General features: G+C 70.5%; 13 protein-coding genes and 1 pseudogene. 7 read left to right on the top strand and 7 right to left on the bottom strand.

The features are described from left to right. Position 1 precedes the first annotated feature (1 nt). Entirely contained in the window at positions 2-1,237 is a 1,236-nt protein-coding gene (locus ACH4KB_RS30045) for a hypothetical protein (protein WP_398068990.1), read from the top strand. Positions 1,238-1,279: 42 nt separating this feature from the next. Here the strand turns inward: ACH4KB_RS30045 and ACH4KB_RS30040 are convergent, their stop codons facing one another. Further along, positions 1,280-1,888, bottom strand: coding sequence for a TetR/AcrR family transcriptional regulator (locus ACH4KB_RS30040; protein ID WP_398068989.1), 609 nt, complete (start codon positions 1,886-1,888; stop codon positions 1,280-1,282). A 274-nt stretch (positions 1,889-2,162) separates the two neighbouring features. On the opposite strand from ACH4KB_RS30040, the gene ACH4KB_RS30035 reads away from it, so the two are divergent. Together ACH4KB_RS30035 and ACH4KB_RS30030 are read left to right on the top strand one after the other, a co-directional pair. Then, positions 2,163-3,068: an ABC transporter permease gene (locus ACH4KB_RS30035; RefSeq protein WP_398068988.1), complete on the top strand. Its 906-nt coding sequence runs from the start codon at positions 2,163-2,165 to the stop codon at positions 3,066-3,068. After that, positions 3,061-3,852, top strand: coding sequence for an ABC transporter ATP-binding protein (locus tag ACH4KB_RS30030; protein ID WP_398068987.1), 792 nt, complete (start codon positions 3,061-3,063; stop codon positions 3,850-3,852). The genes ACH4KB_RS30035 and ACH4KB_RS30030 overlap by 8 nt, the downstream gene beginning before the upstream one ends. A 250-nt stretch (positions 3,853-4,102) precedes the next feature. Here the strand turns inward: ACH4KB_RS30030 and ACH4KB_RS30025 are convergent, their stop codons facing one another. Continuing rightward, positions 4,103-9,142, bottom strand: a complete 5,040-nt coding sequence (locus ACH4KB_RS30025; RefSeq protein WP_398068986.1) for an NAD-glutamate dehydrogenase — start codon at positions 9,140-9,142, stop codon at positions 4,103-4,105. Between the two features lie 434 nt (positions 9,143-9,576). Here ACH4KB_RS30025 and ACH4KB_RS30020 point away from each other — a divergent pair. Beyond that, positions 9,577-9,909: pseudogene (locus tag ACH4KB_RS30020) on the top strand (DJ-1/PfpI family protein); the annotation flags it as partial. Between the two features lie 360 nt (positions 9,910-10,269). Here the strand turns inward: ACH4KB_RS30020 and ACH4KB_RS30015 are convergent. Next, a complete protein-coding gene (locus ACH4KB_RS30015) occupies positions 10,270-10,947 on the bottom strand; it encodes an HAD family hydrolase (RefSeq protein WP_398068985.1) in 678 nt (225 codons plus the stop codon). Positions 10,948-11,003: 56 nt separating this feature from the next. Then, positions 11,004-11,510 (bottom strand): DUF6912 family protein, encoded by a 507-nt coding sequence (locus ACH4KB_RS30010; RefSeq protein ID WP_398068984.1) that lies wholly within the window; start codon positions 11,508-11,510, stop codon positions 11,004-11,006. 273 nt (positions 11,511-11,783) lie between these two features. Here ACH4KB_RS30010 and ACH4KB_RS30005 point away from each other — a divergent pair, with 273 nt between their 5' ends. Next, positions 11,784-12,230 carry an Rv3235 family protein gene (locus tag ACH4KB_RS30005; protein WP_398068983.1) on the top strand — a complete coding sequence of 149 codons (447 nt, stop codon included), beginning with the start codon at positions 11,784-11,786 and terminating at the stop codon, positions 12,228-12,230. A 68-nt stretch (positions 12,231-12,298) separates the two neighbouring features. On the opposite strand, the gene secA is transcribed toward ACH4KB_RS30005, so the two are convergent. After that, complete coding sequence (secA, locus tag ACH4KB_RS30000; protein WP_398068982.1) at positions 12,299-15,124, bottom strand: preprotein translocase subunit SecA; 2,826 nt, start codon at positions 15,122-15,124, stop codon at positions 12,299-12,301. Positions 15,125-15,364: 240 nt separating this feature from the next. Between secA and ACH4KB_RS29995 the strand changes: the two genes are divergently transcribed. Continuing rightward, positions 15,365-15,976, top strand: a complete 612-nt coding sequence (locus ACH4KB_RS29995) for a GNAT family N-acetyltransferase (RefSeq protein WP_398068981.1) — start codon at positions 15,365-15,367, stop codon at positions 15,974-15,976. A gap of 62 nt (positions 15,977-16,038) precedes the next feature. Further along, a complete protein-coding gene (locus ACH4KB_RS29990) occupies positions 16,039-17,226 on the top strand; it encodes a winged helix-turn-helix domain-containing protein (RefSeq protein ID WP_398068980.1) in 1,188 nt (395 codons plus the stop codon). Between the two features lie 45 nt (positions 17,227-17,271). On the opposite strand, the gene ACH4KB_RS29985 is transcribed toward ACH4KB_RS29990, so the two are convergent. Continuing rightward, entirely contained in the window at positions 17,272-18,024 is a 753-nt protein-coding gene (locus ACH4KB_RS29985; RefSeq protein WP_398068979.1) for a response regulator, read from the bottom strand. 184 nt (positions 18,025-18,208) lie between these two features. Next, a complete protein-coding gene (gene hpf, locus ACH4KB_RS29980) occupies positions 18,209-18,898 on the bottom strand; it encodes a ribosome hibernation-promoting factor, HPF/YfiA family (RefSeq protein ID WP_003968752.1) in 690 nt (229 codons plus the stop codon). Between the last annotated feature and the right edge of the window lie 182 nt (positions 18,899-19,080).

Genomic DNA, 19,080 nt, shown 5'->3' with positions numbered 1-19,080 from the left:
CGTGCCCCTCTTCTCCGCTGCTTCCTCCGCCCCGTCCCCCGACGCCCCGCCCTCCGGCCTCCCGCCCGCCACGACCGGTGGCGACGGGGCCGACGGAACGGCCCGGCCGCCGCTGTGGCTGCCGTCGCCGTACCTCGTGCTGGGCGGCCTGCTGTGGGCGGTGCTGTCGGCGGCGGCCTGGCAGGTTCCGCTCTGCTGCGAGGCCGGGCTCCAGGCGGCGGTCGTCGAACGGCTGCGGGTGAACCTCCTGCACCCGGCGTTCCCGATGACCGACCTGCCCGCCGTGGCGAGCGCGCACTACTCCCCGTACGCACTGCTCCAGGGAGTCGCCGCCCGCGCCACCGGGCTCTCGGGACCGTCCGTCGTCGCGGTGGCCGCGTCGGTGAACCTGCTGCTCCTGCTCACCGGGATCGGCCGGCTCACCCGGCTGCTGACGCCGAACCGCTGGGTTCCGGTTCTCGTGCTGGTGCCACCGGCCCTGATCCACTGGGCGGATCCCGCCCGTTGGAGCGCACCGAGCACGTTCGCGGTCGCGGTCACCCTGCACCTGTGGGCGTGGACCGGCCGCGTGGCCGCCCGGACCGCCCGCCCCGGCGATCCGAAGCCCGGCCGGACGCCCCGGTGGGCGGAGGCGGCCGGGATCGGGGTACTGCTCGGGCTCGTCCTGCTGGTCCACCCGCCGACGGCGATCGGCGCGGCGATCGGGTGTGTCGCCCTGATCGCGGTCCGGACGCGGACCCGGATCCGGCCGACCGTGTGGCGGTGGGCGTTCGCCGTCGGGTGCGCGGTGGCCGTCGCGGCGCTGTGGCCGTACTACAACGGGCTGACCGCTCCGCGCACCCCCGTCGAGGGCCGGACCACGGGCCCGCCGGCGGCCGAGGGGGTGCGCGCGGCCGGGGAGCCGTACGCCTGGGCGACCGCGTACGTGCCGCCGGGCGAGGTGGTCCTGACGGACAGCCGCCCGGCGATGTACGCGCTGGCCGGGCACGGGGCGTACGTGCTGGCCGACGCGCTCCCGGACGCGGGTCTCGCGCGCGCGGAGCGGCGGGAGAGGAGCCGGGCGGTGGCCGCCTACCTCGACGCGTCGACGCCGCAGGCCCGGCGGGACGGGATCACCGCACGCTACGGGGTGCGGTGGCTGCTGCTGACCCGCTTCCAGCGCCTGCCCGAGAACACGACGATGCTGGCGTTCAGCCCGGCCACGGGCGAGGTGCTGGCGCGGGTACCGGCGGGCTGAGCGTCATCAGCCGTGCTTGAGGGCTCAGCCGTACTCGCGGGCTCAGCCGTGCTTGAGGGCAGCGACCGCGGAGGCGGCCAGATCGTCCAGGTAGCCCTTCGGCAGTTCGCCGCGGACCACGACGAGCCGCCAGTACAACGGCCCGACGATCAGATCGAGCGCCCGGTCGGGGTCGCTGCCCTCGGGCAGTTCTCCCCGGGCCACCGCCTCCCTCACGACCACGGCGGCGACACCCTGCTGCTGGTCCAGGAGCGCTGCCTTGATCGCCTCGGAGATCTCCGGATTGCGGGCCGCCTCCACCAACAGATCCGGGATGACCTGCGAGGCGACCGGGTGGCGCAGGGCGTACGCGGCCAGTTCCAGGACGGCGCGCACGTCCCCGTACAGCGAACCGGTGGCCGGGGCGGGCATTCCCTGCGCGGCGACGGCCGCGACCAGGTCGAGGACGAGCGCCAGTTTGGACCTCCAGCGCCGGTAGACGGCGGTCTTGCCGACGCCCGCACGCCGGGCGATGCCCTCGATGGACATCCGGGCGAACCCCACCGCGGCGAGTTCCTCGAAGACGGCGGCGCGGATGGCGTCGGTCACGTCCTCACGCAGGACGGCGGCGCCTGCGGGGGCACGGCGGCGGGTTCCCCGTTCGGTGGTCATGGCCCGCATGATAGTCGGCCGCGACGAAACGGTTGCGTTGCGACGTAGAAGCGTCCTACTCTCAGCGTTACGACGATACGGTCCCGTCCCAACGAGGGCGTCCCCACGGGACCGTATCGTTCCGTCGCCGTACTGCCCCACCGCCCCACACCCCACCGCCCCACCGCCCCACCGCCCCGGCGTTCCGCGTTCCGGCGTTCCGGCGATGTCCCCCTCCCGCTTCCATCGAAAGCGATCGTTCGTGGTGAGCCAGACAGCAGCTCCGCCGTCCCCGATGAGCGCCCCCGCCCAGGACGTCCCCACCTACGCACCCGGTGAGCTGGCCGCCCTGGCCGCCCGGCACGGCCTGACGGTCAGTGGCGCCCGGCCCTCGCTGCCCTCCTACATCCGGCAGCTGTGGGGGCGGCGGCACTTCATCGCCGCGTTCGCGACGGCCAAGCTGACCGCGCAGTACAGCCAGGCGAAGCTCGGCCAGATCTGGCAGGTCATGACGCCGTTGCTGAACGCGACGGTCTACTACTTCATCTTCGGCGTCCTGATGAACACCAAGCACGGGGTGGAGGACTTCGTCCCGTTCCTGGTCACCGGGGTCTTCATCTGGACGTTCACCGCCAGCTCGATCACCGCGGGCACGCGGGCGATCAGCGGCAACATCGGTCTGGTGCGGGCCCTCCACTTCCCGCGCGCCTCCCTGCCGGTGGCCCTCGCCCTCCAGCAGTTGCAGCAGCTGCTGTTCTCACTCGGCGCACTGACCGTGATCCTGCTGGTGTTCGGCCAGTACCCTCGCCCGTCCTGGCTGCTGGCCGTCCCGGCGCTCGCGCTCCAGGCGGTGTTCAACACCGGGGTGTCGATGGCCGTGGCCCGGCTGACGGCGAAGACGCCGGACATCGCGCAGCTGACGCCGTTCGTGCTGCGGACCTGGATGTACTCCTCCGGCGTGATGTGGAGCCTGGACCACCTGCTCAAGGGGGAACGGGTGCCGCACGCGGTGATGGTGGCGCTGGAGTACAACCCGGCGGCGCTCTTCATCAACCTCATGCGGTACGCGCTCATCGACAGCTACACCTGGGCGCAGCTGCCGCCGTTCGCATGGGCGGTAGCGGCGGGCTGGGCGCTGCTGTGCGGAGTGGCCGGATTCGTGTACTTCTGGAAGGCCGAGGAGACCTACGGACGTGGCTGACCTCAAGGATTCCCCCGGGGACGACCGTGTCCCGACGGTCGTCGTCGACGACGTCCACATCACGTACACGGTCAATGGCGCCCGTACGGGCAAGGGCAGCGCCACCTCCGCGCTCAGCCGGCTCGCCACCCGGCGCCGTACCCCCGGCGCACGCCAGGTGCACGCCGTGAAGGGCGTCAGCTTCGCCGCGTACAGGGGCGAGGCGATCGGCCTGATCGGCTCCAACGGCTCGGGCAAGTCGACGCTGCTCAAGGCGGTCGCGGGTCTGCTTCCGCCGACCCGGGGCAGAGTCCACACCCAGGGCCAGCCGTCGCTGCTCGGTGTGAACGCGGCGCTGATGGGCGACCTGACCGGCGAGCGCAACGTGGTGCTGGGCGGACTCGCGATGGGCATGACGCGCGAACAGATCCGCGAACGCTACGACGGGATCGTCGACTTCTCCGGCATCAACGAGAAGGGCGACTTCATCACACTGCCGATGCGCACGTACTCCTCGGGCATGGGCGCGAGGCTCCGCTTCTCGATCGCGGCGGCCAGGAGTCACGACGTACTGCTGATCGACGAGGCGCTGTCCACGGGCGACGCGAAGTTCCAGCGCCGCAGCAAGGACCGCATCCAGGAACTGCGCGCCGAGGCGGGCACGGTCTTCCTGGTCAGCCACAGCAACAAATCGATCACCGAGACCTGCGACCGGGCCCTGTGGCTGGAGGCGGGCACGCTGAGGATGGACGGCCCGGCAAAGGAAGTGGTGGCAGCGTACGAGGCCTTCACCAAGCGAAAGTAACCAACGCAAGCCCACCATCCCGCCCCCAGCCCGCCCAGCACGTGGGGCACCTTCCCACCGCCTCGCCTCGCACCACCCCAGCCCACCCGGCCACCCCCAGCCCACCCGGCGATTGAGGGCATCCTTTCCAGCCCGCCCGGCGCTTGAGGGCATCTTCCCCAGCCCGTCCGGCGCTTGAGGACGGAACCCCACGCCGAGGGGGCCGGCACCACCACATGGCACCGGCCCCCTCACCCCCGTACGGCAACCCCTACGCGTGCGTACGCAACAACGTCCGCATCGTCCGCATGGCCACCGACAGATTCGCCAGATCGAACGCGTCCGACCCCTGGATCTCCTCCAGCGTCGACCGTGACCTGGAAAGAATCGCCGCGTTCTTCGACTCCCACGCCCGGAACCGCTCCTCCGGCGTGGCCGACCCGTTCCCCGCACTCAGCACGTCCGAGGTGAGCGCCGCGTGCGCCGCGTACAGGTCCTCGCGGATGGAGGCGCGGGCCATGGACTGCCAGCGGTCGGCCCGCGGCAGCTCGATGATCCGGTCCATCAGCTGGGTGATCCGCAGCCGGTCCGCGAGGTCGTAGTAGACCTCGGCGACCTCCAGCGGGTCCCGGCCCGTACGGTCGGCGATGGCCACGATGTCCAGCGCCGGGAAGGCGGACGAGAACCCGGCCACCCGGGCCGCCAGCTCGTCCGGCACGCCGGCGCCCGTCAGCTCGTCCAGGATCGAGTGGTACCAGTCCAGGTCCGCGCCCCTGACCAGCTTGGGCAGCTCGTTCCAGACCCGCGCGACGCCGTCCCGGAAGCTCTCGATCGTCTCCGCGATGGCGACGGGCTGCGGCCGGTTGCCCAGCAGCCAGCGCGAACCGCGCTCGACCAGGCGCCGCGAGTGCAGCCGGATCCGGGTCTGGACGTCGGCGGCGACCTTGTTGTCGAGCGCCTCGACCGCGTCCCACACCCGGGACAGGCCGAAGATCTCACGGGCCGCGAACTGGGCCCGCACGATCTCCTCGATCGACGCCCCGGTCTCCTCCCGCAGCCGGTGCAGGAAGGTCGAACCGGCGGTGTTCACCGTGTCGTTGACCAGGACCGTCGTGATGATCTCGCGCCGCAGCGCGTGCCCGTCGACCGCCTCGGGGAACCGCTCGCGCAGCTCGCTCGGGAAGTAGGCGTGCACCAGCTTCTGGAGGTGCGGGTCGTCCGGCAGGACGGTGGAGATCAGCTCGTCCGCCGTCGTGATCTTGGTGTAGGCGATCAGCACGGCCAGCTCGGGCTGGCTCAGCCCCTTCTCGTTGCCGAGCAGCTCCCGGACGTGCCGGTCGGCGGGCAGGAACTCCAACGCCCGGTCGAGTGCCCCGTCGCGCTCCAGGCGGCGCATGAAGCGCTGCTGGGCGTGGAGCAGCGAGGGCGCCTGGGCGGAGGCGTTGGAGAGCGCGACGTTCTGCGCGTAGTTGTTGCGCAGGACGAGCACGCCGACCTCGTCGGTCATGTCGGCGAGCAGCTTGTTGCGCTGCTTGACGGTCATGTCGCCGTCCCGGACCAGGCCGTTGAGCAGGATCTTGATGTTCACCTCGTGGTCGGAGGTGTCCACACCGGCGCTGTTGTCGATCGCGTCGGTGTTGATCCGGCCGCCGCTGCGGGCGAACTCGATGCGGCCGAGCTGGGTGGCCCCGAGGTTGCCGCCCTCGCCGACGACCTTGGCCCGCAGGTCCTCGCCGTTGACGCGGATCGCGTCGTTGGCCTTGTCGCCGACGTCCGCGTTCGACTCGGAGACGGCCTTGATGTACGTGCCGATGCCACCGTTCCACACCAGGTCGACGGGGGCCTTGAGGATGGTCTGCATCAGGTCGGCGGGCGTCATCTTGCTCACCGAGGGGTCGATGCCGAGCGCCTCGCGGACGTGCGAGTTGAGCGGGATCGACTTGGCGCTGCGCGGGTGGATCCCGCCGCCCGCCGAGAGCAGGCCCGTGTCGTAGTCGGCCCAGGAGCTGCGGGGCAGGTCGAAGAGCCGGCGTCGCTCGGCGTACGAGGTGGCGGCGTCCGGGTTCGGGTCGATGAAGATGTGCCGGTGGTCGAAGGCGGCGACGAGGCGGATGTGCTCGGAGAGCAGCATCCCGTTGCCGAACACGTCGCCGGACATGTCGCCGACGCCGACGACGGTGAAGTCCTCGGTCTGGGTGTCGTGGCCCAGCTCGCGGAAGTGCCGCTTGACGGACTCCCAGGCGCCCCGGGCGGTGATGCCCATGCCCTTGTGGTCGTAGCCGGCCGAGCCGCCAGAGGCGAACGCGTCGCCGAGCCAGAAGCCGTAGGCGACGGCGACCTCGTTGGCGATGTCGGAGAAGCTCGCCGTGCCCTTGTCGGCGGCGACGACGAGGTAGGTGTCGTCCCCGTCGTGCCGGACGACGTCGGCGGGCGGCACGACCTCGCCGGCCACCATGTTGTCGGTGATGTCGAGCAGCGCGGAGATGAACGTGCGGTACGCGGCGATGCCCTCGGCGAACCAGGCGTCGCGGTCCACGGACGGGTCCGGGAGCTGCTTGGCGACGAAGCCGCCCTTGGCGCCGACGGGCACGATGACGGTGTTCTTCACCATCTGCGCCTTGACCAGTCCGAGGATCTCCGTACGGAAGTCCTCGCGCCGGTCCGACCAGCGCAGCCCGCCCCGGGCGACCTTGCCGAAGCGCAGGTGGACGCCCTCCACACGCGGCGAGTAGACCCAGATCTCGTACGCGGGCCGGGGCGCGGGCAGGTCCGGGATGGCCTGCGGGTCGAACTTCATCGAGACGTAGGAGTGCGGCGCGCCGCCCCCCGTGTGCCGGCCCCCCTTGTCGCTTCCCTCGCTTGCGCTCTGGAAGAAGTTGGTGCGCAGGGTGGCCTTGATGACGGTGAGGAAGGACCGCAGGATCCGGTCCTCGTCGAGCGAGGCGACCTGGTCCAGGGCCCCGTCCAGCTCCTCCAGGAGCCCGTCGGTCAGTTCGGTGCCGGCGCTCTGGCGGCCGGGCGACATGCGGGCCTCGAAGAGCGAGACGAGCAGCCGGGTGGTGTGGACGTTGTTACGGAGGGTGGACTCCATGTAGTCCTGGCTGAAGGTCGAACCGGCCTGCCGCAGGTACTTCGCGTAGGCGCGCAGCACCATGGCCTGCCGCCAGTTGAGCCCGGCGCCGAGCACCAGCGCGTTGAAGCCGTCGTTCTCCGCCTCGCCCCTCCAGACGGCGGCGAACGCCTCCTGGAAGCGGGCGCGGGCGTCGTCGGCGAGGTAGCCGCCGTTGCCGCTGGCCACCGGCATCCGCAGCCCGAAGTCGTAGATCCAGGCGTGGGTGCGGTCCGCGCAGCGCAGCTCGTACGGCCGCTCGTCGACGACCTCGACACCGAGCTGCTGGAGCGCCGGGAGGACGGCGGAGAGGGAGACCTGCTCGCCGGTCCGGTAGATCTTGAAGCGGCGCTCGCCGGGGCCCGCGCCGACCGGCTCGTACAGGCTGAGGGCGAAGTCCTTCTCGCCCTGCTTGAGGGTCTCCAGGTGGACCAGGTCGGCGACGGCGGCGCGCGGCGAGTGGTCGGCCTTGTAGCCCTCGGGGAACGAGTGGCCGTACTGGCGCTGGAGCTCCGCGCCGCGCTCCTCGCCCAGCTCGGCGTTGAGCGCCTCCTGGAAGCCGTCGGCCCAGGAGCGGGCGGCCTCGACGAGGCGGGCCTCGATGCGGTCGGCGTCGGCGTCCGTCAGGTGCGGCAGCTCGGTGCCGGCCGGGACGCGGATGACGAAGTGCAGCCGGGAGAGGATCGACTCGGTGTTCCAGGCGGTGAAGTCGACGCTGTTGCCGCCGAGCTCCTCCTTGAGGATGTCGATCAGCCGCAGGCGTACGCCGGTGGTGTACCGGTCGCGCGGCAGGTAGACGATCGCGCTGTAGTAGCGCCCGTACTCGTCCTGGCGCAGGTAGAGCCGCAGCCGGCGGCGCTCCTGGAGGTAGAGGACGGAGGTCACGATGGAGCGGAGCTGGTCGACGGGCGTCTGGAACAGCTCGTCGCGGGGGTAGGTCTCCAGGATCTGGAGCAGGTCGCGCCCGTCGTGGCTGTTGTACGAGAAGCCCGCGCCCTCGACGACCTCGGCGACCTTGCGGCGGATGACGGGCACCCGGCGCACGGACTCGGTGTAGGCGGCGGAGGAGAAGAGCCCGAGGAAGCGGCGCTCGCCGACGACGTTGCCCTTGGCGTCGAACTTCTTCACGCCGACGTAGTCGAGGTAGCTGGGGCGGTGCACGGTGGCCCGGCTGTTGGCCTTCGTCAGGACGAGGAGCTTGTGCTCGCGGGCCTTGGCGCGGGCGTCGGCGGGCAGCCGGTCGAAGGACGGGCTGACCGGGTGGGCCTCGTCCTCGCTGTGGTGCGGGTCGGAGCGCAGGATGCCGAGTCCGGTGCCGGGCACGGCGGCCAGCGCGTCGCTGTCCCTCAGCTCGTACTCGCGGTAGCCGAGGAAGGTGAAGTGGTCGGCGGCCAGCCAGCGCAGCAGCTCGCGGGCCTCCTCGACCTCCTCGTCGGCGAGGTCGTCCAGCGGTTCGCCGGGCAGGTCGTCGGCGATCCGGAGGGCGGCGTCGCGCATCTTCCCCCAGTCCTCGACGGTCTCCCGCACGTCGGACAGGACGCGCAGCAGGTCCGCGGTGATCTGCTGGAGGTCGGCGCGGTCGGTCTCGCGGTCCATCTCGACGTGGATCCAGGACTCGACGAGCGCGTCGTGGGGCAGCTCGGCCTTGGCGTCCTTGGACTTCTTCCGGCCCTGGGAGGCCTTCGGGAGGCCGGGGCCGCCGGAGAGGACCTCGATGAGCTTGCCGGTGACATCGCGGCGGACCGTGACCTGCGGGTGGATCACGACGTGGATGCCGCGCCCCTGCCGGGACAGCTCGTTGGTGACGGAGTCCACCAGGAAGGGCATGTCGTCGGTGACGACCTCGACGACGGAGTGGCTGCAGGTCCAGCCGTTCTCCTCGACGGTCGGGGTGTGCACCCGGACGTTCGCGGTGCCCTGCGGACGGTTCTCGGCCAGCCGGTAGTGCGAGGCGGCGGCCCCGAAGACGTCGACCGGGTCACGGCCGCTGAGGTCCTCCGGAGCCGTATGCAGGTAGTAGCGCTGGAGGTAGGCGAGCACCGTGTCCTCACCGGGACGGGCGCTCTCGTCGGCCCCGGCAGCGGAAATCCGCGCCCGGGGGGCACCTCCCGGGCCACCGACACCACCGCCCGGACCGTTTTCAGCTACCTTGGCGGCCCCTGCGAGCAGCTCGGCCTTGGCTTCGTCCAGCTTGGTCTGCATGTCCTCTGGCTCCTGTCGCGCGCCGTTGCGTGACGTAGGTGAGAAAAGCGGCGTACCGCCACGACGCGGGGTTTCCGGTCTGGGTCGACGCTATGCCGCTTCGAGAGATACCCGGGACCATATTGGCCATTTTCGGCAGCCGGTCCGGAGTGGGGAGATCGCGGATCGCCCGGGTGCTGTGGCACTCCGGGCGGCGGCCGGGGGCTTCGCTGCCCCCGAGGCGTATCGCGCTGATCACGGCACCAGGCTATCGCCCTCGCGCCCCGTCGCGTCATGAGCCGCTTGTGTACAAAAGAACCCCCCGAACTTTGACACTCTGGACAGTGCGCCGTGCCGCCTTGGCGAACTCCCGGAACCGGGGCAGTCCGCCCGTACCGCACGGATCCAGGCCCTCGGCACGCCACCGGGGCAATCCGACCCGGAGGAGCCCCGCCATGCCGCAGAAGATCCCCATCGTCACCGGCGACGCCGCCGAGTCACTCGAAGTCCTCTACCCGTACCAACGGCTGCTGGAGGAGGGTTACGAGGTCGACATCGCGGCCCCCGAGCGCAAGACGCTGCGTTTCGTGGTCCACGACTTCGAGCCCGGCTTCGACACGTACACGGAGAAGCCCGGCTACACCTGGCCCGCCGACCTGTCCTTCTCCGAGGTCGCCCCCGGGGCGTACATCGCCCTGGTGATTCCCGGCGGCCGCGCCCCCGAGTACCTCCGCAACAACGCCGAACTGCGGAAGATCGTCGGCGCGTTCTTCTCCGCGGACCGCCCGGCGCCCCTCACCAGCCCGTCCGGCGCTTGAGCACACCTTCCCAGCCCGGCGCCCCTCACCAGCCCGTCCGGGGCTTGAGCACACCTTCCCAACCGGGCGCACCTCTCCAGCCCGTCCGGCGCTTGAGGACACCTTTCCAGCTCGTCCGGCGCTTGAGGACACCTCCGCAGCCCAGCGCACCTCACCAGCCCGTCCGGCGCTTGAGGACACCTTTCCAGCCCGTCCGGCGCTTGAGGACACCTTTCCAGCCCGTCCGGCGCTTGAGGACCGGGGTCCGGGGCAGCGCCCCGAAAGGCCCGCGCCCACGCCCACCCGCACACGGCACACGGCACCGGCACACGGCACACGCCCCCGCCCCCGCTACGCGGCAAACGTCTCCGCCAACGCCACCGCCTCCCCCAGGCTGTCCACCACCGGCACCCCCGCCGCCTCCAAGCTGCTCCGGCTGTGCGACCCCCCGGTGTACAGCACCGCCCGGGCCCCCACATGCGCCGCCGCCACCGCGTCGTCCAGCGCGTCCCCGATGACCACCGCGTTCTCCGGCGCGATCCCGCCCACCCCGGCCAGCGCCTCGAAGTGCCGCTCCATGTGGAGCGCCTTGCTCCCGCCGGACGGCCCCGTACGCCCCTCGACGCGGACGAACCGCGGCTCGATTCCGTACCCCCGTACCACCGGCACCAGCTGCTCGTGCCCGTACATGCTGAGCAGCGACTGACTGCGCCCGGCCCGCTGCCAGCGATGCAGCAACTCCTCCACCCCGGCGGTGAGTCCACAGCCCACCCGCTGCTCCGCGTAGTACCGGTGGAAGATGCCGTCCATCCGCTCCCACTCGGCCTCGGTGGGCAGCCGGCCCAGGAACCGCTCGTAGAACCGGGGGATGGGGATCGTGTACATCTCCCGGTACTGCTCCAGCGTGATCGGCGCCAGCTCGACCTCTGCGAACGCGGCGTTCGTCGCCTGGATGACGGCATGCGTGTCGTCCAGCAGCGTGCCGTTCCAGTCCCAGACCAGATGAGTGCGTGTCGTCCCCGAAGTCATACGGAGAAAATACCCGCCGGGTACGACAACGCCGCCCCTCGGCCGAGCTCCGCCCCTCAGCCGATGAGCTGTGGAATCTCCTGAACGCCGAACCAGAGCAGCTCGTGGTCCTCGGCCCCGTCCACCGTGAACTGCGCGTCGTCGTCGCCGAGATCCGCCGCCCCCAGCGCCGCGGCCGCGGCGGCCACGTCCCTCTCCGCGTCGTCGGCGTCCACGTGCACCGCCGCCGCCTTGGCCAGCGGCAGCGCGGCGGCGATCCGCACCTCGCCGAGCGACGCCGCGCTCAGCCCGTGGTCGGGGTCGGCGACGGCGGCCCCGTCCGGTACGTCGACGGCCACGACGACCCGGCGGCGCACCTCGTCCGGCTTCCCCGCGATCATCCGGAGCGAGGCGGCGGCCGCCCGGTTGAGCGCCGCGTACTCCAGTTCCTCGATGTCGTCGGAGACGTACCACTCACGCAGCCCCGGGGTCACCGCGTAGGCGGTCAGGGGCCCGGGGCCGACCTCTCCCGCACCGTGCGCCGCTGCGAGACCGGAGAGGGTCAGGGGGACGTACACGCGCATGGCAGGTCGCTTTCGTAGAGGGAAACGTCCTCAGGATACGTGGGAACGTCCCCTTTCGGGTTCGGCAACCGGGGTCGTCCGTCCACCGCCAACGGCCCGTCACCCTCACCGCAGCCCTTGCCGCACAAGGGTCGAGCCACTGATAGGTGAACCGTGCCGCACGCGTTCAGCGCCGAGAGGCCCCTTGCGTCGCTGACGACCCCACCCGTAGAAGATCCCCAACACAAGTTACCGTCCGGTAGAAACCGGGCCCGGTCAACGGGGGCGACGATCATGAGCACGGACAGGACGAGGCCCGCAGGCCGACGCGACCAGAGTGGTCCCCGGTCGGTTCCTCCGCAGCGGTCCCGCCGCTTGCAGCCCCACCGGCCGCAGCGGCCCCACCAGTGGTTCGCCGAGCGCCTGCTCGCGGTCCTCAGCGGCCAGCGCCCGGTGCACTGGATGCTCGGCCACACCATCGGCGAGGCCTACGACCAGCTCGCCGAGCTGGCCCCGACCACCCCGCTGGGGGCCACCCGGGGCAGCCGCCCCGTCCTTCGGCACTGCCGCGGGGCCCAGCCCGCCACAGGCGTGGTCGAGGCGTTCGCCAGCATCGCCGCGGGCGACCGGGTCCGGGCGATGGCCTTCCGCCTGGAACAGGGCCCCGACCAGCGCTGGCGCTGCGCCGCCGTGGAGCTGGGCGGCGAACGCCTCAACGCCGGCGCCCCGGGCCCCCGGTGACCCGCGGAACACGGCAGGGGCCGGACACCACGTGGTGTCCGGCCCCTGCCGGGGTACTGCCGCAGGTGCTACTTCTTGCGACGGCGACCGCCGCCGCCACCGCTCTTCTGCGCCTTGCGGCGCTCGGCGCGCGTCATGCCGTCGGCAGAACCGGACCGCGTGTCACCGGTGGCGTCGTCGTTGGCGAAGTCACCGGTGACGACACCGCCCTCGCCGTCCACCGTGGGAGCGGAGAAGTGGAGCCGGTCCGGCCGCTGCGGGGCCTCCAGGCCCTTGGCGCGGATCTGCGGGGCAGCGGCGGCGCTCTCCTTCTCCAGCGAGGTGCGCTCGGCGCCGTCCTGCACCGGAACCTCCTCGACCTGCTGCTCGACCTGGACCTCCAGGTTGAACAGGTAGCCGACGGACTCCTCCTTGATGCCCTCCATCATGGCGTTGAACATGTCGAAGCCCTCGCGCTGGTACTCGACCAGCGGGTCCTTCTGCGCCATGGCCCGCAGGCCGATGCCCTCCTGGAGGTAGTCCATCTCGTAGAGGTGCTCGCGCCACTTGCGGTCGAGCACCGAGAGGACGACGCGTCGCTCCAGCTCACGCATGATGTCGGAGCCGAGGGTGTTCTCGCGCTCCTCGTACTGCTCGTGGATGTCGTTCTTGACCGACTCGGCGATGAACTCGGCGGTGACGCCCGCCAGGTCCCCGGCCGCCTCCTCCAGCTCCTCGACGGTGACCTTCACCGGGTAGAGCTGCTTGAAGGCGCCCCACAGCCGGTCCAGGTCCCACTCCTCGGCGAAGCCCTCGGCGGTCTCCTGCCGGATGTAGTCGTCGATCGTGTCATCCATGAAGTGCCGGATCTGGTCCTGAAGGTCCTCGCCCTCCAGAACGCGGCGGCGCTCACCGTAGATGACCTCACGCTGCCGGTTGAGCACCTCGTCGTACTTCAGGACGTTCTTGCGCGTCTCGAAGTTCTGCTGCTCGACCTGCGACTGTGCGGAGGCGATGGCGCGGGTGACCATCTTGTTCTCGATCGGGACGTCGTCCGGAACGTTCGCCATCGACATGACGCGCTCGACCATCTGTGCCTTGAACAGGCGCATCAGGTCGTCGCCCAGCGACAGGTAGAAACGGGACTCGCCCGGGTCGCCCTGACGGCCGGAACGACCGCGCAGCTGGTTGTCGATACGGCGCGACTCATGGCGCTCGGTGCCGAGCACGTAGAGCCCGCCGAGGTCCTTGACCTCCTCGAACTCCGCCTTCACGGCCTGCTCGGCCTGCTCCAGCGCGGCGGGCAGCGCGGCCGCCCACTCCTCGACGTTCTCCACCGGGTCGAGGCCGCGCTGGCGCAGCTCCGCCTCGGCGAGGTCGTCCGGGTTGCCGCCGAGCTTGATGTCGGTGCCTCGGCCGGCCATGTTCGTCGCGACGGTGACAGCGCCCTTACGGCCTGCCTGGGCGACGATCGTCGCCTCCCGGTCGTGCTGCTTGGCGTTGAGGACCTCGTGCTGGACGCCGCGCTTGGAGAGCTGCTGCGAGAGGTACTCCGACTTCTCGACCGAGGTGGTGCCGACCAGGATCGGCTGGCCCTTCTCGTGCTTCTCGGCGATGTCGTCGACGACCGCGGCGAACTTGGCGACCTCGGTGCGGTAGATCAGGTCCGACTGGTCGGCGCGGACCATCGGCCGGTTCGTCGGGATCGGCACCACGCCGAGCTTGTAGATCTGGTGGAACTCGGCGGCCTCGGTCATCGCCGTACCGGTCATGCCGGAGAGCTTGTCGTAGAGGCGGAAGAAGTTCTGCAGGGTGATCGTGGCGAGGGTCTGGTTCTCGTCCTTGATGTCCACCCCTTCCTTCGCCTCGATCGCCTGGTGCATGCCCTCGTTGTAGCGGCGGCCGGCGAGGATACGGCCGGTGTGCTCGTCGACGATCATGACTTCGCCGTCGATGACGACGTAGTCCTTGTCCTTCTTGAACAGTTCCTTGGCCTTGATGGCGTTGTTCAGATAACCGACGAGCGGGGTGTTCACCGACTCGTAGAGGTTGTCGATGCCCAGCCAGTCCTCGACCTTGGCGACACCGGACTCGTGGATGGCCACGGTCCGCTTCTTCTCGTCGACCTCGTAGTCGCCGGTCTCCTCGATGCCCTTGAGCTGGTTGCCCGCCTCACCCTTGGTGAGGCGCGTGACCAGCTTGGCGAAGTCGCCGTACCACTTGGTGGCCTGGTCGGCCGGGCCCGAGATGATCAACGGCGTACGGGCCTCGTCGACGAGGATCGAGTCGACCTCGTCGACCACCGCGAAGTTGTGGCCACGCTGGACGAGCTCGTCCTTGGACCACGCCATGTTGTCGCGGAGGTAGTCGAAACCGAACTCGTTGTTCGTGCCGTACGTGATGTCGCAGGCATACTGCTCGCGGCGCTGGGCCGGCGTCATGTTGGAGACGATGCAGCCGACGTCCAGGCCGAGGAACTTGTGGACCCGGCCCATCATCTCGGAGTCACGCTCGGCGAGATAGTCGTTGACCGTGATCAGGTGCACGCCCTTGCCGGAGAGCGCGTTCAGATACGCGGGCAGGGTACCGACGAGGGTCTTACCCTCACCGGTCTTCATCTCGGCCACATAACCGAGGTGCAGGGCGGCTCCGCCCATCATCTGCACGTCGTAGTGGCGCTGTCCGAGGACGCGCTTCGCGGCCTCACGGACCGTGGCGAACGCTTCGGGAAGCAGGTCGTCCAGGCTCTCGCCGTCCGCGTACCGTTCCTTGTACTCGTCGGTGAGCGCCCGCAGCTCGGCGTCGGAGAGGTTGACGAAGTCCTCTTCGATGGAGCTGACCTGGTCCGCGATGCGGTGCAGTTTGCGCAGGATCTTGCCTTCGCCTGCACGCATGAGCTTGTTGAAGACGGACACTGAGGCTGGTCTCCTTGCCGGTCGGGCCTGGCACTGGGTCGTGTAATGGACTCTGGCGCGGGCACGGCAGGTGGGCCCCACCGCAACGGCCATCGTAAGCGAGGACACCACCGCGTCGGGAGGGCTGCCGTCGCGTGGACCTCGCCGCACCCTCATAGGACAACGGTCCAAACGCACGGAAGGTGCCGGGAAGCCCCAAAAGTGCTCGCGTCGGGGAGGCCGGCTCACGAGAATCGGTCCATGGAGCCGATCACTCTCACCACCGAGCGACTGCTGCTGCGGCCCTTCGGCCCGCAGGACACCGATCCGGTGCACGCCGCCTGCCAGGACCCGGACATCCAGCGCTGGACGGTGATCCCTTCCCCCTACCGCCTCACCGACGCGGAGCTGTTCACCACGAAGCTCTGCCCGGCGGGCTGGCAGGACGACTCCGCCTACGGCTTCGCCCTGGTCCTGCGGGAGACCGGGGCGCTCGTCGGTGCGCTCGGCATCGACCGCCGCAGCCTGCCCGGGACGTACGAGGTCGGCTACTGGTCAACCAAGGAGCACCGTCGCCGCGGATACGTCACCGAGGCGGTGCTCGGCTCCGCCCGCTGGGCCTTCTCCTCCCTCGGGGCGGACCGGCTGGAGTGGCGGGCCGAGATCGGCAACGTGGCCTCGCGGGCCGTCGTCCTGCGGGCGGGGTTCCGGCTGGAGGGCGACCAGCGGTCCGCGCTGCTCAACAAGGGGGTGCGGCGCGACGCCTGGACGGCGGCCCTGCTCCCGTCCGACCTGCGGCTCGCGGGCTCCCACCCGTACGTCCCCGAACGGCACGCTCCGCGGCCAGGCGGGGGCCCGCGTCCCGGACGGTGACCACGGGATCCGCGGACGGCGTCCGGGCCGGACTGTCAGTGGCGCCGTCTAGGGTTCGACGTATGACGCCTGTGCCTCCTCCCGCAGTCGAACTCTCCGCCGACCAGGCCCGCCGCATAGCGCTGCGTGCCCAGGGCTTTCTGGGGGCTCCGGACCGCCGGGCAGGTGTGCCGGGAGTGCTGCGGCACCTCGGCGCGGTCCAGCTGGACACGATCTCGGTGCTGGCCCGCTCGCACGAGCTGATCCCCTACGCCCGGCTGGGCCCGGTGAGCCGCCGGACGGTGGAGGACGCCTACTGGTCGGGCGGCCGGACCTTCGAGTACTGGTCGCACGCGGCGTGCATCCTGCCCGTCGAGGAGTGGCCGCACTTCGCGTTCCGCCGCCGCGCCTACCGCTCCCGCCCCCACTGGGGCCACGATCTGCCCGACGGCTCGTACGACACCGTGATCAAGCAGCTGCGCGACGAGGGCCCGCTGACGGCGACCGAGCTGGGCGGCGCGAAGAACGGCGGCGAGTGGTGGGACTGGTCGGCGTCCAAGGTCGCCGTCGAGCGGGCCCTGATGTACGGCGAGGTGGTGTGCACCGAGCGGCGCGGCTGGAAGCGGGTCTACGACCTGGCCGAGCGGGCCATTCCGGACGCGCTGCTCCACGACGACCTGAGCGACGCCGAGTGCCGGCGGCGGCTGGTGGCGCTGGCGGGCAGGTCCCTGGGCGTCGGCACCCGCGGCGACATCGCGGACTACCACCGGCTGAGGGCCGAGGAGTTCGACGCCGTGGTGGCCGACACGGGGCTGGTCCCGGTCGTGGTGGAGGGCTGGGCGAAGCCGGCCTGGGCGGACCCGGAGGCGCTGGCCAAGGAGGTCCGCGGACGCCACCGTACGACTCTGCTGTCGCCGTTCGACTCCCTGATCTGGGAGCGGGCGCGCACGGAGCGGATCTTCGGCTTCACGCATCGGCTGGAGGCCTACGTGCCCAAGCAGAAGCGCGTCCACGGCTACTTCGCCATGCCGTTGCTGGCGGGCGGGAAGCTCCAGGGCCGGGTCGACCCGGCGCGCGAGGGGACCACGCTGATCGCCCGGCAGGCGTCGCTGGCCGGCCCGAAAGCGGTGGCCCCGATGGCCGAGGCCCTGGTGGAGGCGGCGGCCTGGGTGGGCTGCACGGACATCCGGGTGGACCGGGTGGACGCCCCGGAGCTGCGCGAGCCGCTTAGGACGGAGATCGGCCACGCACTTCAGCGCGCGTACCGCTGACCGGCCCCCGCCGCCCTGGACCGGGACGGGAGCCTGAGCCGTCCGCTACCGGATCTCCAGGATCTTCTCGCGCATGGCGTAGACCACGGCTTCCATCCGGGAGTGCAGCTGCAGTTTCTCCAGGATATTGCGGACGTGGTTCTTCACCGTGTTCTCGGAAATGAACAACTCCTTCGCGATATCCCGGTTGTTCATGCCGGTCGCCACGAGTTTCAGCACTTCCAGCTCGCGTTCGGTGAGCCGGGGCGCCGGAACGAGCCGCCGCTCGTCGGTGCGCTGGATCATCGACTTGAACTCGGTGAGCAGCTTGGAGGCCATGGAGGGGCTGATCTGGGACTGCCCGTCGGCGACCGCGCGAATGGCCGTGGCGACCTCGTCGGTGGAGATCTCCTTGAGGAGATAACCGGTCGCGCCCGCCTTGATCGCCTCGTAGAGGTCTGCCTCCTCGTCACTGATCGTCAACATGATGATCTTCGCGCTGGGGGCCACCTCCTTGATGGCCGTACAGGCCTCGATGCCGCCGCGCTTGGGCATCCGGACATCCATCAGAACGATGTCGGGCAGCAGGTCGGCGGCCTTGTCGACCGCCTCGGAGCCGTCCCCGGCCTCGCCGACGACCTGGATGTCCTCCTCCTGGGCGAGGACGATCTCCAGGCCCCTGCGGAAGAGCGCGTGGTCATCGACCACGAGGACCCTGATGGGCTCCTTGCGTGAAGCGCCGTCCGCCCCGCTGCCGGTGTACGCACCGGCGTCGTCGGAGTCATTCGCATCGCGCACGGGCCCGAAGGTGTCCGCCATCGTTCCTCCCCCTGAAGGCCACGGCCTGAAGTGTCGGTCGTTCGCCAACGGCACTTCACAGAACACCGATTGGCTCGGGCCGCCATGATTCCATGCCCGGCCACCGGCACGGTGGTCCCGCGGCCGTGCGAGGGTGCCCCCGGTGGCGCGAAAGCGCCCCGGGGGCACCCCGACGCTGCTGGCCTCAGCCGCCGAGCGCACCGCCCGCGCCGCCTGCTTCGTCAGCGGCGAGCGGGTCGGTCCTCAGGTGGATGACGCCGTAGTCGTAGGCGTGCCGTCGGTAGACGACACTGGGCTCCTTCGTCTCGGAGTCGACGAACAAGTAGAAGTCGTGGCCGACCAGTTCCATCTCGTAGAGCGCCTGGTCGAGCGACATCGGTGCGGCGGTGTGGGTCTTCTCGCGCATCACGAGCGGCCCTTCGCCCTGCACTTCGAGCGAGCCGATCTTCGTGGTGGGGACGGGCTCCGACGGCTGGTCGCCGACCAGTTCACCGTCCTCGTCGAACGAAGCGACGCCGGGGACCACGTCCCCGACCTCGGCAGCCGACAGACGGCCGTTGCCTCGGCGGCTGTAGCGCTTGTCGTGCTGCTTGCGCAGCCGGGCCTCCAGCTTTCCGGTGGCCAGGTCGAGCGCTGCGTAAGGGTCGCCTGCCGCCGCCTCCGCCCGGATGACCGGTCCCCGGGAGCGGAGCGTGATCTCCACCCGGTCGGAACGGTCGGCCTGACGGGGATTCGGCTCCTTGGACACCTCGACGTCGAGGCTGATCACCTTGCCGTCGAACTTCTGGATCTTGTCCAGCTTCAGCTTCTCGGCCACGTGCTTGCGGAACCGCTCGGGCACCTCGGTCTTGCGGCCCTTGACGACGATGTCCACGCAGAACTCCGTTCCCGGATCGCTCCGCTCAGCGGCGGAGCATCTCCCTTTTGCACCAGGCCCCGGAGATCACCAGGGCCTCGGACTCGGTGGCTTTCGCCTCCTCCTCCCCCGTCGGAAGGGTCGCAACCCCACCGACTTGCGTGCTTCTCCTACCGGTGAGTTACCTGCCCGAAACCTGA

Source organism: Streptomyces sp. NPDC017520, from assembly GCF_044329855.1.
In the GTDB taxonomy this organism is placed as follows: Bacteria; Actinomycetota; Actinomycetes; order Streptomycetales; family Streptomycetaceae; genus Streptomyces.
The sequence above is the reverse complement of the archived record's forward strand: the minus strand, read 5'-3'. Positions and strand labels throughout refer to the sequence as shown.

Excerpts from the sequence above, each read along its gene's own strand:
- ACH4KB_RS30040 (WP_398068989.1), bottom strand. The coding sequence starts at position 1,888 with ATGACCACCGAACGGGGAACCCGCCGCCGTGCCCCCGCAGGCGCCGCC.
- ACH4KB_RS30035 (WP_398068988.1), top strand. The coding sequence starts at position 2,163 with ATGAGCGCCCCCGCCCAGGACGTCCCCACCTACGCACCCGGTGAGCTG.
- ACH4KB_RS30025 (WP_398068986.1), bottom strand. The coding sequence starts at position 9,142 with ATGCAGACCAAGCTGGACGAAGCCAAGGCCGAGCTGCTCGCAGGGGCC.
- ACH4KB_RS30015 (WP_398068985.1), bottom strand. The coding sequence starts at position 10,947 with ATGACTTCGGGGACGACACGCACTCATCTGGTCTGGGACTGGAACGGC.
- ACH4KB_RS30010 (WP_398068984.1), bottom strand. The coding sequence starts at position 11,510 with ATGCGCGTGTACGTCCCCCTGACCCTCTCCGGTCTCGCAGCGGCGCAC.
- ACH4KB_RS30005 (WP_398068983.1), top strand. The coding sequence starts at position 11,784 with ATGAGCACGGACAGGACGAGGCCCGCAGGCCGACGCGACCAGAGTGGT.
- ACH4KB_RS29995 (WP_398068981.1), top strand. The coding sequence starts at position 15,365 with ATGGAGCCGATCACTCTCACCACCGAGCGACTGCTGCTGCGGCCCTTC.
- ACH4KB_RS29990 (WP_398068980.1), top strand. The coding sequence starts at position 16,039 with ATGACGCCTGTGCCTCCTCCCGCAGTCGAACTCTCCGCCGACCAGGCC.
- ACH4KB_RS29985 (WP_398068979.1), bottom strand. The coding sequence starts at position 18,024 with ATGGCGGACACCTTCGGGCCCGTGCGCGATGCGAATGACTCCGACGAC.